13 protein-coding genes and 1 riboswitch are annotated in these 14,154 nt (G+C 53.0%); of the genes, 12 read left to right on the forward strand and 1 reads right to left on the reverse strand.

The features are described 5' to 3' along the window. Window positions 1–70: 70 nt before the first annotated feature. The 9 genes from NST37_RS07860 to NST37_RS07900 all read left to right on the forward strand — a co-directional run bounded on the left by NST37_RS07860 (window position 71) and on the right by NST37_RS07900 (window position 9,883). Window positions 71–1,771 (forward strand): AMP-binding protein, encoded by a 1,701-nt coding sequence (locus NST37_RS07860; RefSeq protein WP_035989340.1) that lies wholly within the window; start codon window positions 71–73, stop codon window positions 1,769–1,771. A 129-nt stretch (window positions 1,772–1,900) separates the two neighbouring features. Further along, window positions 1,901–2,488, forward strand: a complete 588-nt coding sequence (locus NST37_RS07865; protein WP_024984375.1) for a TetR/AcrR family transcriptional regulator — start codon at window positions 1,901–1,903, stop codon at window positions 2,486–2,488. Between the two features lie 116 nt (window positions 2,489–2,604). Beyond that, a complete protein-coding gene (locus NST37_RS07870) occupies window positions 2,605–3,378 on the forward strand; it encodes an enoyl-CoA hydratase (protein ID WP_339186532.1) in 774 nt (257 codons plus the stop codon). Window positions 3,379–3,499: 121 nt separating this feature from the next. Continuing rightward, on the forward strand, window positions 3,500–4,267 hold the full coding sequence (locus NST37_RS07875; RefSeq protein WP_003387754.1) for an electron transfer flavoprotein subunit beta/FixA family protein: 768 nt from the start codon (window positions 3,500–3,502) through the stop codon (window positions 4,265–4,267). Between the two features lie 19 nt (window positions 4,268–4,286). Further along, a complete protein-coding gene (locus NST37_RS07880; RefSeq protein ID WP_122958128.1) occupies window positions 4,287–5,246 on the forward strand; it encodes an electron transfer flavoprotein subunit alpha/FixB family protein in 960 nt (319 codons plus the stop codon). A gap of 217 nt (window positions 5,247–5,463) precedes the next feature. Beyond that, the gene (gene trxA, locus NST37_RS07885) at window positions 5,464–5,781 is read left to right on the forward strand and encodes a thioredoxin (protein ID WP_003387752.1); all 318 of its coding nucleotides are present in this window, start codon (window positions 5,464–5,466) and stop codon (window positions 5,779–5,781) included. A 322-nt stretch (window positions 5,782–6,103) separates the two neighbouring features. Next, window positions 6,104–6,244 carry a DUF2164 family protein gene (locus NST37_RS07890; protein WP_339186772.1) on the forward strand — a complete coding sequence of 47 codons (141 nt, stop codon included), beginning with the start codon at window positions 6,104–6,106 and terminating at the stop codon, window positions 6,242–6,244. A gap of 116 nt (window positions 6,245–6,360) precedes the next feature. Beyond that, a complete protein-coding gene (gene uvrC / locus NST37_RS07895) occupies window positions 6,361–8,136 on the forward strand; it encodes an excinuclease ABC subunit UvrC (protein WP_003387750.1) in 1,776 nt (591 codons plus the stop codon). Between the two features lie 94 nt (window positions 8,137–8,230). After that, a riboswitch (Lysine riboswitch) is annotated at window positions 8,231–8,418 on the forward strand. Window positions 8,419–8,641: 223 nt separating this feature from the next. After that, window positions 8,642–9,883: an aspartate kinase gene (locus NST37_RS07900; RefSeq protein WP_003387749.1), complete on the forward strand. Its 1,242-nt coding sequence runs from the start codon at window positions 8,642–8,644 to the stop codon at window positions 9,881–9,883. A 181-nt stretch (window positions 9,884–10,064) separates the two neighbouring features. Here the strand turns inward: NST37_RS07900 and NST37_RS07905 are convergent, their stop codons facing one another. Further along, window positions 10,065–10,511 (reverse strand): DUF2507 domain-containing protein, encoded by a 447-nt coding sequence (locus NST37_RS07905; RefSeq protein WP_003387748.1) that lies wholly within the window; start codon window positions 10,509–10,511, stop codon window positions 10,065–10,067. 401 nt (window positions 10,512–10,912) lie between these two features. Between NST37_RS07905 and NST37_RS07910 the strand changes: the two genes are divergently transcribed. The 3 genes from NST37_RS07910 to sdhB are packed head-to-tail and all read left to right on the forward strand — an operon-like array spanning window position 10,913 to window position 14,071. Beyond that, window positions 10,913–11,524: a succinate dehydrogenase cytochrome b558 subunit gene (locus tag NST37_RS07910; RefSeq protein WP_003387747.1), complete on the forward strand. Its 612-nt coding sequence runs from the start codon at window positions 10,913–10,915 to the stop codon at window positions 11,522–11,524. An 18-nt stretch (window positions 11,525–11,542) separates the two neighbouring features. After that, on the forward strand, window positions 11,543–13,303 hold the full coding sequence (gene sdhA / locus NST37_RS07915) for a succinate dehydrogenase flavoprotein subunit (protein ID WP_003387746.1): 1,761 nt from the start codon (window positions 11,543–11,545) through the stop codon (window positions 13,301–13,303). A gap of 18 nt (window positions 13,304–13,321) precedes the next feature. Then, complete coding sequence (sdhB, locus tag NST37_RS07920) at window positions 13,322–14,071, forward strand: succinate dehydrogenase iron-sulfur subunit (RefSeq protein ID WP_003387745.1); 750 nt, start codon at window positions 13,322–13,324, stop codon at window positions 14,069–14,071. Window positions 14,072–14,154 lie beyond the last annotated feature (83 nt).

The following is a 14,154-nucleotide window of genomic DNA, read 5'->3' on the forward strand; positions in this document are numbered from 1 at the left end:
AGGTGGAAGAGGTTATGAATGTGGATCGTACGGGAGAGGTAAGGTCAATATGGGACTGGAGGGAATGCCCATGTCTATTGCCAAGCCTTGGATTGCTAGTTACCCGCCCGAAACCGCACCGTCACTGGAATACCCCCGTGTTCCGCTGACGTATTTTCTGGAGCAGGCGGCAGCAGATTTTCCCGAGAGAAATGCCCTTTTTTTTATGGGGAAACGGATTGCCTACCGTGAGCTGTTGACGATGTCCTACCAGTTCGCCAACGCTTTGATCAAGCGAGGCGTCAAAAAAGGAGACAGGGTGGCCATCATGCTTCCCAATTGTCCGCAGGCCGTGATTTCCTATTACGGAGCCTTATTCGCGGGGGCCACTGTCGTCATGACCAACCCGCTGTACACCGAGCGGGAGCTGATTCACCAGCTGCATGATTCAGGTGCCGAGACGATCATTGCATTGGACCTGTTGTACAAGCGCGTCGCCGGCGTAAGACCTTCCACGCCTTTAAAACGTCTGATTATTACGAGTATTGGCGACTTTTTGCCGACAGTGAAAAGATGGATATACCCATTCGTACAGAAAAAACAAGGCCACAATCCGCAAATCACCTATGGAAGCGATGTTGAGGCTTTTCTTTCTGTGTTGAAAGAAAGCGCTGTCACGCCTGTCTCTCCTGATATCGACCCGGAGCATGATCTGGCTTTGCTGCAGTACACCGGGGGAACGACAGGAGTAGCCAAAGGCGTCATGCTGACCCACAAAAATTTGATCGCCAACACGATTCAGTGCCAAGCTGTTCTGTATAAAACCAAGCGGGGAACGGAACGCATTCTGGGAGCGCTTCCCCTGTTTCACGTGTACGGGATGACAACCGTGATGAATCAAGGAATTTCAATCGCGGCAGAACTGATTCTCGTGCCGAAATTCAACGTCAAGGAGATCCTGAGCCTGATCGACAAGAAGAAGCCGACCCTTTTCCCCGGCGCCCCGACGATGTATATCGGCTTGATCAATCACCCGGATTTGCCCAAATACGATTTGAAGTCGATCGAGGCATGCGTCAGCGGCTCCGCGGCTTTGCCGGTGGAGGTGCAGACCCGGTTCGAAGAGCTGACCGGAGGAAAGCTGGTGGAAGGCTACGGATTGACAGAGGCGTCCCCTGTCACGCATTCCAATCCGATCTGGGGAAAAAGGAGGAACGGCAGCATCGGTTTGCCGTGGCCGGACACGGACTGTCGAATTATCGACCCTGCTACGGGAGAGGAGCTGCCGCAGGGAGAGATTGGCGAGCTGGCCGTCAAAGGACCGCAAGTCATGACAGGCTATTGGAACAGACCGGAGGAAACAGCGGCTGTCCTGCGCGACGGCTGGCTGTTGACGGGCGATATGGCCTATATGGACGAGGATGGGTATTTTTATATCGTCGATCGAAAAAAAGACATGATCATCGCGGGAGGATTCAACATTTATCCTCGCGAGGTGGAGGAAGTTTTGTTTGAGCACCCGGCGATACAGGAAGCGGCCGTCATCGGAGTGCCTGATCCTTACCGCGGGGAAACGGTGAAGGCTTTTGTCGTATTCAAAGAAGGACAGCAGGTTGCCGAAAGCGAGCTGGAACAGTACTGTCGCCAGCGCTTGGCTGCCTACAAAATACCCAGGCAATACGAGGTGCGTTCCGAACTGCCAAAAACGATCGTCGGCAAGGTTCTCCGCCGTCAACTCCAGGAGGAGGACAAAGCTCGGCGAGAGCAGCATGAACAGGAAAAAACAAGCTGACAGATTGGCGGTCTTCCGTGGAGGAAGGCCATTTCTTTTGGATTGACAGAATAGGGGAACTGTCATACACTAAATATGAATGAATAGTCATTCAGTTGCAATGACTTGTCTATCAATGTGGAGGGAATCATGGCGAAAAAAACGGGGGAAAAGTATCAAGCCATCATTGATGCGGCTGTTCGCGTCATCGCTCGGCAGGGCTATCACAACGCCCAGGTATCCAGAATTGCAAAAGAGGCGAAGGTAGCGGACGGAACGATCTACCTCTACTTTGAGAACAAGGATGACATCCTCATCTCGCTCTTCAACGAGAAGATGGGAGCATTTATCGAGGAAGGCCGAGGACGCCTGGCACAGGCAGAATCCATCGAACAAAAATTGTACATCCTTGTTCACACTCATCTGAGCCAATTATCGCGCGACCAGGAGCTGGCAAAAGTGACGCAGATCGAATTGCGTCAATCCAATCAGGAAATCAGCGAGGGCATCGGTGCGGTCATGAAGCAGTATTTCGACCTGATCGAAGAGTTGATCAGAGAAGGAATCGAAAAGGGTGTATTCCGTTCCGACCTCGATGTCCGGTTGGCTCGAAAAATGATTTTTGGCACGCTGGATGAAGTGACGACGTCCTGGGTCATGAAACAATGCAAGTACGACCTGCTTTCTCATGTCGATCCCATTCATAACCTCTTCCAATTTGGCTTGAAGGGCAAATGAGAAAGAAAACGCTTTTGTTGAGACAGTCCGTTTGTTACAATGGGAATAGCAAGACTGAGCGTTCGCTCAGATAGCAGCGCCCTTCATTTTTGGGAAAAGGAAGAGGGGGAGAGAGGATGTATTCTCATTGGAATGTCCATAAGGAAGAACGGATCGCGGTCGTTTCCGTGAACCGCCCGCCGGCCAACGCTCTCAGCCACGAGACGTTGAAGGAATTGGCAGCGCTCCTGGATGAACTGGAAAATGACGCGCTCGTAAAGGCGATTGTCGTTACCGGGGAAGGCCGCTTCTTTATCGCCGGCGCTGACATTAAAGAGTTTACCGAGCTTTCGCCGGCAGATGCGGAAGAAATGGCGAAGCGCGGCCAGAAGCTGTTTGACCGTCTGGAGAGCTTTCCCAAGCCGATTATAGCGGCCATCAACGGAGCCTGCCTCGGCGGCGGCCTCGAACTGGCCATGGCTTGCCACATCAGACTGGCTGCTCCGGAAGCGAAGCTGGGTCTGCCGGAGCTGAACCTCGGACTCATCCCGGGCTACGGCGGCACGCAAAGACTGCCCCGGCTGGTGGGACGAGGAAAAGCGACACAGATGATCCTCACCTCGGAGATGATCGGCGGCGAAGAAGCGCTGCGGATCGGACTGGTGGAGGCTGTGTACCCGCTCGATGAACTGCTCGCAAAAGCAAAGGAACTGGCTGCGGTCATCGCCCAAAAGAGCTCCGTCACGATGAAGCTCGCTTTGAACGCGATTCATACAGGAATGACAGACGGTCCCGTTGCCGGTATCGAACAGGAGGCAAAGCTGTTTGGCCAAGCATTCGGGACAGAGGACATAAAAGAAGGAGTTGCCGCTTTTCTGGAAAAGCGAAAGCCGCAATTCGCCGATCGCTAGAACCTACATGGAAGGCACGGTAAAGGGATTCGTTGCCCAGCGTTTCCGGGGGGGCACCAGGATGCAGCTCGCCGCAGCAGCATACGTGAGGCAGCAGCGTCACTATGAGGGAGGTATTCTTGTGAATATTCTGGTTGTCATGAAGCAAACGTTTGATACCGAGGAAAAAATCGTGATTCAAGACGGCAAAATCCAGGATGACGGCGTTGAGTTTATCATCAATCCATACGATGAATACGCCATTGAAGAAGCGATCAAGCTGAAGGAAGAGCACGGGGGCGAAGTGACCGTCGTCTCGGTAGGTCCGGATCGCGTGGAAAAAGAACTCCGTACCGCATTGGCAATGGGAGCGGACAAAGCCATTCTGGTGGATGACGAGTCGCTGTTCGGCGACGAGTACACGACGGCGAAGGTATTGGCCGCGGTAGCTCGCAAAACCGGCTACGACCTGATCCTGGGCGGACAAATGGCGGTCGACTCGGGAGCAGGACAAGGCGGTCCTCGTCTTGCGGAGGAGCTGGGCATCAACCATGTGTCCACAGCGGTCAAGCTGGAGATCAACGGCAGCTCCGTTCGCGTGGAGCGCGACGTCGAAGGGGATACGGAAGTGGTGGAGACGAGCCTCCCAGTTCTGATCACGGCACAGCAAGGGCTGAACGAGCCTCGCTATCCTTCTCTCCCAGGCATCATGAAGGCCAAGAAAAAGCCTTTGGAGCGCCTGACTGCTGACGATCTTGGCCTTTCTGCCGCAGATGTTGCGCCGAAGACACAGGTTGTCGATCAGACACTGCCGCCGAAGAAGGAAGCAGGCCGCATCCTTGCCGGCGAAATCCCGGCACAAGTGTCCGAATTGGTGCAATTGCTGCGAAATGAAGCAAAAGTAATCTAAGCGAGAGGGAGAGATTCTGATGAAAAAAGTACTGGTAGTAGCAGAAGTACGTGACGGACAATTGCGCAATGTCTCTCTGGAAGCACTCGCCGCAGCAGGGATACTTGCAGAGGGAGGAGAAGTGGTCGCTGCACTGTTCGGGCCGAATACGGCTTCACATGCCGAAGCTCTCGGACACCATGGAGCGGGCACGGTCTATGTGGTTGATCACGCCGATCTGGCACAATACACACCAGATGCTTACAGCCAGGCGCTGAAGCAGTTGATCGAGTTTGTCGGTCCTGACGCAGTCGTCCTCGGACATACGGCGATCGGCCGTGACGTGGCTCCTCGCGTTTCTGCACGCCTTGGATGGGGACTGGTTTCGGATGTTACCGCGCTCGAAGCGGGTCCAGTTTTCGTCAGGCCGATTTACGCAGGGAAGGCGTTTCAAAAGCGCCGTTTTGAAGACGGAAAAATCATGGTTACGATCCGTCCGAACAACATCGCCGCAGGTACTGCCGACACAGGCAAAACCGTGACGGTCGTGCCATTTGAAGTCGAGATCAAAGACCTTCGTTCCATCGTGCGCGAAGTCGTTCGCAAAACGAGCGGAAAGGTCGACCTTTCAGAAGCGAAGATCATCGTCTCCGGCGGCCGCGGCGTAAAGAGCGCGGATGGCTTCCAGCCGCTCAATGAGCTGGCTGACGTGCTGGGAGCGGCGGTAGGAGCGTCCCGCGGGGCCTGCGATGCCGACTATTGCGATTACTCCATGCAGATCGGCCAGACCGGAAAAGTGGTGACGCCGGACCTGTACATCGCCTGCGGCATTTCCGGTGCGATTCAGCATTTGGCGGGAATGTCCAATTCCAAAGTCATTGTCGCGATCAACAAAGATCCGGAAGCGCCAATTTTCCAAGTAGCTGATTACGGTATCGTGGGAGACCTGTTTGAGGTCGTTCCGCTGCTGACTGCAGAATTTAAAAAGGTTTTGGTGTAACCCTTGGCTTACGAACATCTGCAGCCTTGCTTCCTCTGAAGCGAGGCTGTTTTTTGCGGAGGCAGCCCAAGAAGGCGATAGGGAACGGGCGCTTCGGACAAACTATACTTTGACATGTCAGAAAGTGTCGCCGCACGTAGTCTTTTTTTACGGGGGATGGTATACTGAGTGGCGTGTGGAACCTTTTTCCGTACCGAATTTAAGGAGGTAATATTCCATGGCTATCGTTAATGCAACCGATCAGACCTTTTCCCAGGAAGTAGAGCAAGGCGGAACTGTCCTGGTTGACTTCTGGGCTCCTTGGTGCGGCCCTTGCAAAATGATCGCACCTGTATTGGAGCAAATCGACAGCGAAGTAGGCAGCAAGCTCAAAATCGTGAAAGTAAACGTCGATGACAATCCGGAGTCTGCAGGCCGTTTTGGCGTCATGTCCATCCCTACCCTGATCGTATTCAAAGACGGTCAACCGGTAGATAAAGTGATCGGTTTCCAACCGAAGGAAGCCCTCATGGGAACTGTCGGCAAACACCTGTAAGCCTTGCAATACGGTCTATAAAAAGCAGCATTCGCCAATGGCGGGTGCTGCTTTTTTCGGCTTGGCCAAGGATGGATACGGTGCTTTTTCAAACGGATGGGGAGAGATTCCGTCGAGTTTTCACTGAAAACATGGTAACATGGAAGGACAACGTATGTTCCCTCAATCTGCTTTTTTCAGATGTGTGCGGGGGAATTCGGTGCGCATTTCAAATTTGAGCCAGTCACCTCGATGTACCGAGATTGCCATACATGGTTTTCCTGCAAAATCTTTTATGAAAGAAACGTGTGACAAATGAGCGGGAGGAGGAACTCAGGTGAAAATGACAAAGTTTCCACGTGAACAGAGAGAGCATGTGATCAACCAGGTTCAGTTGTATTTTCAGGATGAGCGGGGAGAAGAGCTGGGGCGTCTGGCCGCAGAGCAGATGCTTGATTTTTTTGTGAGGATTGCCGCAAGCTGATGCTGGAGCGGATGAGCGCTCTGGAGGATGATTTTTATACACTGGAACAACCGCTTGCCCAGCACCGCAGAAGCGGTCTATGAGAGTAGAGAGTACATGAAAGGGAGGGAGCAGCCGTGAACAGCTCCTTGAAAGACAAGCTGGCAGTCCTGCCGGATAAGCCGGGCTGCTACCTGATGAAGAACGAAGAGGGCGAAATTATTTACGTGGGCAAGGCCAAAGTGCTGAAAAACCGCGTTCGCTCCTATTTTACCGGAAGCCATGACGGCAAGACGCAGCTGTTGGTCAGCGAGATTGCCGATTTTGAATACATCGTCGTCTCTTCAGCGATCGAAGCGCTCATCCTGGAGTGCAATCTGATCAAAAAGCACAATCCGCGCTACAATGTCAAACTGATGGACGACAAGACGTACCCCTACATCAAGATCACCAACGAAGCGCAGCCGCGGCTGGAGATTACCCGCAAAGTGCTGAAGGACAAGGCACGTTACTTCGGTCCGTACGCGAACGCGGGCGCGGCTTCCGAGGTGAAAAAGCTGCTGGATCGACTCTACCCGCTGCGCAAGTGCAAAACGATGCCGAAGCAGGTCTGTCTCTACTACCATTTGGGACAATGTCTGGCGCCTTGTGTGTACGAGGTAGAGGCGGCGGAGAATCAGCGGCTGGTCGAGGAGATTGCCCGTTTTCTCGACGGCGGCCACGAGGAAATGAAAAAGCAGTTGACGGAGAAAATGCAGCAGGCGGCGGAGAATATGGAGTTTGAACGGGCCAAGGAGTACCGTGACCAGATCCGCAGCATCGAGGCGGTCATGGAGAAGCAAAAGGTGACCTTCACCGATACGGTCGACCGCGACATCATCGGATTTTCTGTAGAGAAAGGCTGGATGTGCGTCCAGGTTTTCTATATGAGGCAAGGCAAAATGATTGAGCGGGATACGACCTCTTTTCCTTACTACGGCGGCGAAAAAGAGGATTTCATGTCCTACGTCAGCCAGTTTTACTTTGACAAGCAGAATGCCCTCCCCCGGGAAATCCTGCTGCCGGAGGAAAGCGATCCGGAGCTGCTCGCCGAGTGGCTGGGCGTGAAGGTGCATGCGCCGAAGCGCGGCAAAAAGCGGGAGCTGGTGCAGATGGCCAGCGAGAATGCCCGCATCGCCCTGCAGGAGAAATTTGCGCTCATGTCCAAGGACGATGCCCGGACGATTCAGGCTGTGCACAATCTGGGCCATATTCTCGGGATCGGAACCCCGCACCGGATCGAAGCGTTTGACAACTCCAACATTCAGGGGACAGAGCCGGTCTCTGCGATGGTCGTGTTTACGGATGGACGCCCGGACAAAAAAGAGTACCGGAAATTCAAGATCAAAAGCGTCGAGGGGCCGGATGACTACGGCTCGATGCGCGAGGTAGTCCGGCGCCGGTACACGCGCCTGCTGAAGGAAAACCAGACGCTGCCCGACCTGATCGTAATTGACGGAGGCAAAGGACAGATCAGCGCTGCGATGGATGTGCTGGAAAATGAATTGGGGCTCTACATCCCGGTATGCGGTCTGGCCAAGGATGAAAAGCACAAGACTGCCCAGCTCCTCTATGGGAATCCGCCCGAGCCGGTCGAGCTGAAGCGGGACAGCTATGAGTTTTACCTGCTCCAGCGCGTGCAGGATGAGGTCCACCGATTTGCGATTACGTTTCACCGGCAGGCCCGGACAAAGACGATGCTCTCTTCCCAGTTGGACGACATTCCCGGCATCGGCGAAAAACGGCGCAAGCTTCTGTTCCAGCATTTTGGTTCGCTGAAAAAGATGAAAGAGGCGACTGTCGAGGATTTCAGGCAGCTCGGGATTGGCGACAAGCTGGCCCGGGAGATTATCGCCCATCTCAGGAAGATGTGAGCTGAGAAATTGTTCAAAATAATATTTGAACCGTTGCCTTTTGCGTGATATAATCCCTTTCAAACAGAATATGTAACCTCACTTCCCTTTATTGGAGTGAGGTAGAGGCGCGAAAACCATGAGTACCACCCTGAGATCGGGATCGTTGACGGGTAGCGGAAAGGGGGATTCGCCGAAGTACGGAGGGAAGACCCGCTTCCTTGCGTGCTGGGCCTGTGTTGAACAAATACAGGACTGTCATCCGAGCAATACCCCATTGCCGGATGGAGAGCTATCTCACGAGTCTGCTGCGTGTAGATGACAGGGGCTGTACTGTCATGCTTTGTGCCAGCGGCTTGCGTGGTCCAGGGAAGGAGGAACCGATATTGTCTATTACGTAGGCAACGGCAGGTATTTTCCTTGTCGTTGCCTTTTTTGATAAGGAAAAGACTCATGCAACGTTTCGTTTCGACAGAGAATATCCATAGAGACATTGGTCTATTCAAGGAAAAGGGAGAGAAGCCGCATGGGGTTGATCGTGCAGAAATACGGAGGGACCTCCGTTGGTAGCATTGAACGCATTTTTCGAGTAGCAGACCGGATTATTGAATATAAAAAAGCGGGCCATGATATGGTCATTGTCGTATCCGCGATGGGCAAGTCGACAGATGTGCTGGTGGATATGGCCAAACAAATTTCCGCCTACCCTTCGGAGCGCGAGATGGATATGCTCTTGGCGACAGGTGAACAGGTCTCCATCGCACTTTTGTCCATGGCTCTGCATCAGCGCGGCTATGACGCCATTTCTCTCACCGGCTGGCAGGCTGGTGTCACAACAGAAGCGATCCACAGCAAAGCGCGGATCACGGAAATCAAAACCGAGCGGATTCAAAAGGAACTGGCCCGGGGACGTGTCGTCATTGTGGCAGGGTTTCAAGGGGTCAGTGCCGAAGGAGAAATAACCACATTGGGACGAGGCGGTTCCGATACTTCTGCCGTAGCGCTTGCAGCCGGCCTGAATGCCGACAGATGCGAGATCTTTACGGATGTGGCCGGCGTGTATACGGCCGATCCGCGGGTCGTTCCGTCCGCGCAAAAGCTGGACAGTATCTCATATGACGAAATGCTGGAGCTGGCCAATCTGGGGGCCGGTGTTCTTCACCCGCGCTCTGTGGAAGCGGCCAAAACATACAAAGTGCGGCTCGTCGTCCGATCCAGTTTTACGGCTGAAGAAGGTACGTACGTAGAGGAGGTTGCCAATATGGAAACAGGAAGAGTAGTAAGCGGCGTGGCACATGATGAAGATGTGGCAAAACTGACGGTCGTGGGCATGCCTGCGCGAGTGGGAACCCTGTCCCGCCTCTTCAATACGCTGGCTGACAACCAGGTAAACGTAGACATCATTATCCAAAGCTCCTATGATGCGGACGTGACGAACATCTCGTTCACGGTGGCTGCCAGCGACCTGCCAAAAGCGCTGGAAACCCTCTCCTCCAATCAGGCAGAGCTTGGCTTTGAAAAAGTCGATCATGAAGAGGGCCTGACCAAGGTATCGATCGTCGGTGCCGGCATGGTGAACAATCCGGGGGTTGCCGCCGAGATGTTCCGCGTCTTGGCCGAGCAGGACATCACGATCAAAATGGTATCCACCTCCGACATCAAGGTTTCTTGCGTGATTCCCGCAGAACTTACGGAACTGGCAGTTCGCAGCTTGCATACGGCCTACGGCTTGGACGTAAGCGAAGAAGCCGTGGTGCACAGTTTGTAAGCACAACCACATACAAGAGTCGCCTCCCCCCTTTTCGTTGAAGAGGGGGGTTAAATATGACCGTCTGGCTGTTCATTGCAGCGAGGCGCATTTGATTCCATTTTCCTGTTTCTTCTATATAAATATAGGGAAGCTGATCCGGGACTTTTGTTCAGGTGATGGCACCAGAAGAATCACGCATTCAAACAGCCAAAGAGATCAAGACGCTCCCCTTCTCGGCCAGCTCCATTCGCACCTCCGGCTCCCTGCCCTGCCACCTGTTGACGGCTCCGGCAATGATTCCGCATTCCAGGGCCAGAGAGCGCAAAATTCGTTCAGGCGGCATGTATGAAAAAATCGTGTGCGTCAATCGATATCGATAATGACGCTCTCCCTCCTCCAGGACATCCAGCTTGCCGAGGCCCAGCCTGATAAAAGGCATGACGAGGCCCGCTGCGGACTGGATCGGAATCTGACGGCCAATGTCTTTTCCCAGCCAGTGGAGAATGGCTTGCTCGCTTTCTCCCAAAAGAGTGCTTGTCAGTTTTTCGCGAAGCAGATGATAGCCCAGGTAGGGCATGTGAATGCGTTCGATGTCGGTAATGACACGGGAGGGGAGCAGTGCCCCGAGTTGTTCCTGTTCTTTCACCGGGATGCCTCCTTTTCTAGCACAGGCGGCCGGTGCTTGTCCCTTTTTGCAAAGGTTTTGCACCGAGGCCTGCGAGAGAATGCGGTCTGGTTTGTTACTTGATATAGTAGTATGAGAAAGAGAAGCGGGATATGACAGATTCATAGAAAATAGCAAATTTTTTTAGTCCATTCTAAAAATAGAATTAGTCTATTCATTGTCTTGACGCTCTATAAAGACAGGAGTACAATTGGTTTTGGTCAACGTTTTGCCCAACTTTTTTCCGTATTCCGACACAATTTGCCACGCCCAGGGAGAAAGTCGCCCTTCGATTATGTGTAACCATGGTGGCAATGGGTTAGGATAGTGGAGAAAAGCTCTATGAAAAGGACGCGACATATAATTGAAAGGGGGACCACTGTATGGCGAAAGGCCATAGCTTTTTGAGTCACAGGCTTCACTCATTACTCGGTTTGTTCCCAGTCGGGCTGTTTCTCTTGTTCCACTTGACAGCGAACTATCAGGCAACCCGAGGACCGGAAGCGTTCAATGAGGTCGTAGGATTGATTGAACATGTTCCGTTTTTGATTGTCTTGGAATTTGTCTTTATCTACATTCCCATCCTGTTCCACGCTGTGTATGGGATCTACATTGCTTTCCAAGCAAAGCACAACGTCGGCAGCTTCAGTCAATTCCGGAACCAGATGTTCCTGTGGCAGCGCCTGACAGGTATTATCACGCTCATCTTTATCGCATGGCACGTATTTGAGACACGGATTCCAAAAGCGATGGGTGCCGAAGTCAACTATGACATGATGGCCAATATCCTGAGCAGTCCTGTAATGATCATTTTCTACGCAATCGGGATTCTCAGCACCGTGTTCCACTTTTCCAACGGTATCTGGTCTTTCCTCGTTCACTGGGGAATCACTGTCGGCCCGCGTTCCCAACGCATTGCCACTTACGTAACCATGGGTATTTTCGTTATCGTTTCGTTCATCGGCTTAAGCGCGATGGCAGCGTTCATTCAATAGGGATAGGGGGACTCATACATGGCAAAAGGTAAACTGATCATTGTCGGTGGTGGCTTGGCCGGCTTGATGGCTACCATTAAAGCAGCAGAAAAAGGCGTTCCCGTCGAGTTGTTCTCCCTGGTTCCGGTAAAGCGATCCCACTCCGTATGTGCGCAGGGCGGTATCAACGGTGCCGTTAATACAAAAGGGGAAGGCGACTCCACCTGGGAACACTTTGACGACACCGTATACGGGGGAGACTTCCTGGCCAACCAGCCGCCTGTAAAAGCAATGTGTGACGCCGCTCCCGGCATCATCTACATGCTGGACCGGATGGGCGTCATGTTCAACCGTACACCAGAAGGACTTCTGGACTTCCGCCGTTTCGGGGGAACCAAGCATCACCGTACCGCTTTTGCTGGTGCGACAACCGGTCAGCAGCTCCTGTACGCTCTGGACGAGCAAGTTCGCCGTTTTGAAGCGGAAGGTCTTGTGACCAAGTACGAATATTGGGATTTCCTCGGTGTCGTGTTGGATGAGAAAGGCACCTGTAAGGGGATTACGGCACAAAACCTGCGCTCTGCAGAAATTCGCTCTTTCCGCGCAGATGCCGTCATTATGGCTACCGGTGGACCTGGTATCATCTTCGGTAAATCCACCAACTCCATCATCAATACGGGTACAGCAGCGTCTGCGGCTTATCAGCAGGGCGTCATTTACGCGAACGGCGAAATGATCCAAATTCACCCGACTGCGATTCCTGGCGACGACAAGCTGCGCCTGATGTCTGAATCCGCTCGTGGTGAGGGTGGCCGCGTCTGGACATACAAAGACGGAAAACCGTGGTACTTCCTTGAGGAAAAATACCCGGCGTACGGAAACCTCGTTCCGCGCGACATTGCGACCCGCGAAATCTTCCACGTCTGTGTAGACATGAAGCTGGGTATCAATGGCGAGAACATGGTATATCTGGACCTGTCTCACAAAGACCCGAAAGAGCTCGACGTAAAACTGGGCGGAATCATTGAGATCTACGAGAAGTTTGTCGGGGATGACCCGCGCAAAGTTCCGATGAAAATCTTCCCGGCTGTTCACTACTCGATGGGCGGCATGTGGGTAGACTACAACCAAATGACCAATATTCCTGGTCTGTTTGCTGCAGGTGAGTGCGATTACTCCCAGCACGGTGCAAACCGTTTGGGTGCGAACTCGCTTCTGTCCGCGATCTTTGGCGGAATGGTGGCTGGTCCGAAAGCGATCGAGTACATCAACGGTCTGGATGAGTCTGCCGACGATCTGTCTTCTGCGATCTTCGACAGCTATACCAAGCAAAACCAAGAGAAGTACGACAACATCCTCAAGATGGACGGCACTGAAAACGCATACCTCCTCCACAAGGAACTGGGTGAGTGGATGACCGATAACGTAACGGTAGTGCGCTACAATGACCGTCTGCAAAAAACGGATGAAAAAATTCAGGAACTGATGGAGCGCTACAAGAAGATCAACATCAACGATACGAGCAAATGGAGCAACTCCGGCGCATCCTTCACTCGTCACCTGTGGAACATGCTTGTGCTCGCCCGCGTGATCACGCTCGGCGCATTGAACCGCAACGAGAGCCGCGGCGCTCACTACAAGCCTGAATTCCCAGAGCGCGACGACGAGAACTTCATGAAAACAACGATGGCCAAGTACAATCCGGAGACGACTGCACCGGAAATTTACTACGAAGACGTGGATGTTTCCCTGATTCCGCCGCGTAAACGTGACTATACGTCTGACAAGAAGAAGAAGTAAGAGGGGAGGGAACTGATCATGGCAGAAAAGCTTATTCATCTGAAAATCACTCGTCAAGACAGCCCTAACAGCGCTCCGTATGTGGAAGAATTTAAAATCCCGTACCGTCCGAACATGAACGTGATCGGTGCGTTGATGGAGATTCAGCGCAACCCTGTAAACGCACAAGGACAAAAGACTTCCCCGGTCAACTGGGAGTCCAACTGTCTGGAGGAAGTGTGCGGCGCTTGTTCGATGGTGATTAACGGCAAGCCGCGTCAGGCATGTTCCGCTCTGATCGACAAGCTGGAGCAGCCAATCCGTCTTGAGCCGATGAGCACCTTCCCGGTTCAGCGCGACCTCTCTATCGACCGAAGCCGCATGTTTGACGCCCTGAAACGCGTCAAAGCATGGATTCCGATCGATGGTACCCACGATCTGGGACCGGGTCCGCGCATGCCTGAGGTAGAGCGCCAATGGGCTTATGAGCTGTCCAAGTGCATGACGTGCGGGGTTTGTCTGGAAGCATGCCCGAACGTCAACCAAAAATCCGACTTCATCGGTCCTTTCGCTATCTCGCAAGTGCGCTTGTTCAACCAGCATCCGACTGGTGCAATGAACAAGCATGAGCGTCTGGAAGCATTGATGGAGGACGGCGGTATCGGTGACTGCGGAAACTCGCAAAACTGCGTGCAGGCTTGCCCGAAAGGTATTCCGCTCACCACTTCGATCGCTCACATGAACAAAGAAACAACCAAATACGCTGTGAAACGCTTCTTCTTCTCGTAAGAAGAAACACAGCTTTCAAAAAGCGTGCATCCGCTCTGGGATGTACGCTTTTTTTTCAGGAAACCACCAGGGCTCTTCACACG

It is taken from the genome of Brevibacillus sp. FSL K6-6036 (assembly GCF_037964015.1).
In the GTDB taxonomy this organism is placed as follows: domain Bacteria; phylum Bacillota; class Bacilli; order Brevibacillales; family Brevibacillaceae; genus Brevibacillus; species Brevibacillus borstelensis.

Excerpts from the sequence above, each read along its gene's own strand:
- trxA (WP_003387752.1), top strand. The coding sequence starts at position 5,464 with ATGGCTATCGTTAATGCAACCGATCAGACCTTTTCCCAGGAAGTAGAG.
- NST37_RS07865 (WP_024984375.1), top strand. The coding sequence starts at position 1,901 with ATGGCGAAAAAAACGGGGGAAAAGTATCAAGCCATCATTGATGCGGCT.
- NST37_RS07880 (WP_122958128.1), top strand. The coding sequence starts at position 4,287 with ATGAAAAAAGTACTGGTAGTAGCAGAAGTACGTGACGGACAATTGCGC.
- NST37_RS07900 (WP_003387749.1), top strand. The coding sequence starts at position 8,642 with ATGGGGTTGATCGTGCAGAAATACGGAGGGACCTCCGTTGGTAGCATT.
- sdhA (WP_003387746.1), top strand. The coding sequence starts at position 11,543 with ATGGCAAAAGGTAAACTGATCATTGTCGGTGGTGGCTTGGCCGGCTTG.
- sdhB (WP_003387745.1), top strand. The coding sequence starts at position 13,322 with ATGGCAGAAAAGCTTATTCATCTGAAAATCACTCGTCAAGACAGCCCT.
- NST37_RS07860 (WP_035989340.1), top strand. The coding sequence starts at position 71 with ATGTCTATTGCCAAGCCTTGGATTGCTAGTTACCCGCCCGAAACCGCA.
- NST37_RS07910 (WP_003387747.1), top strand. The coding sequence starts at position 10,913 with ATGGCGAAAGGCCATAGCTTTTTGAGTCACAGGCTTCACTCATTACTC.
- NST37_RS07870 (WP_339186532.1), top strand. The coding sequence starts at position 2,605 with ATGTATTCTCATTGGAATGTCCATAAGGAAGAACGGATCGCGGTCGTT.
- NST37_RS07890 (WP_339186772.1), top strand. The coding sequence starts at position 6,104 with ATGACAAAGTTTCCACGTGAACAGAGAGAGCATGTGATCAACCAGGTT.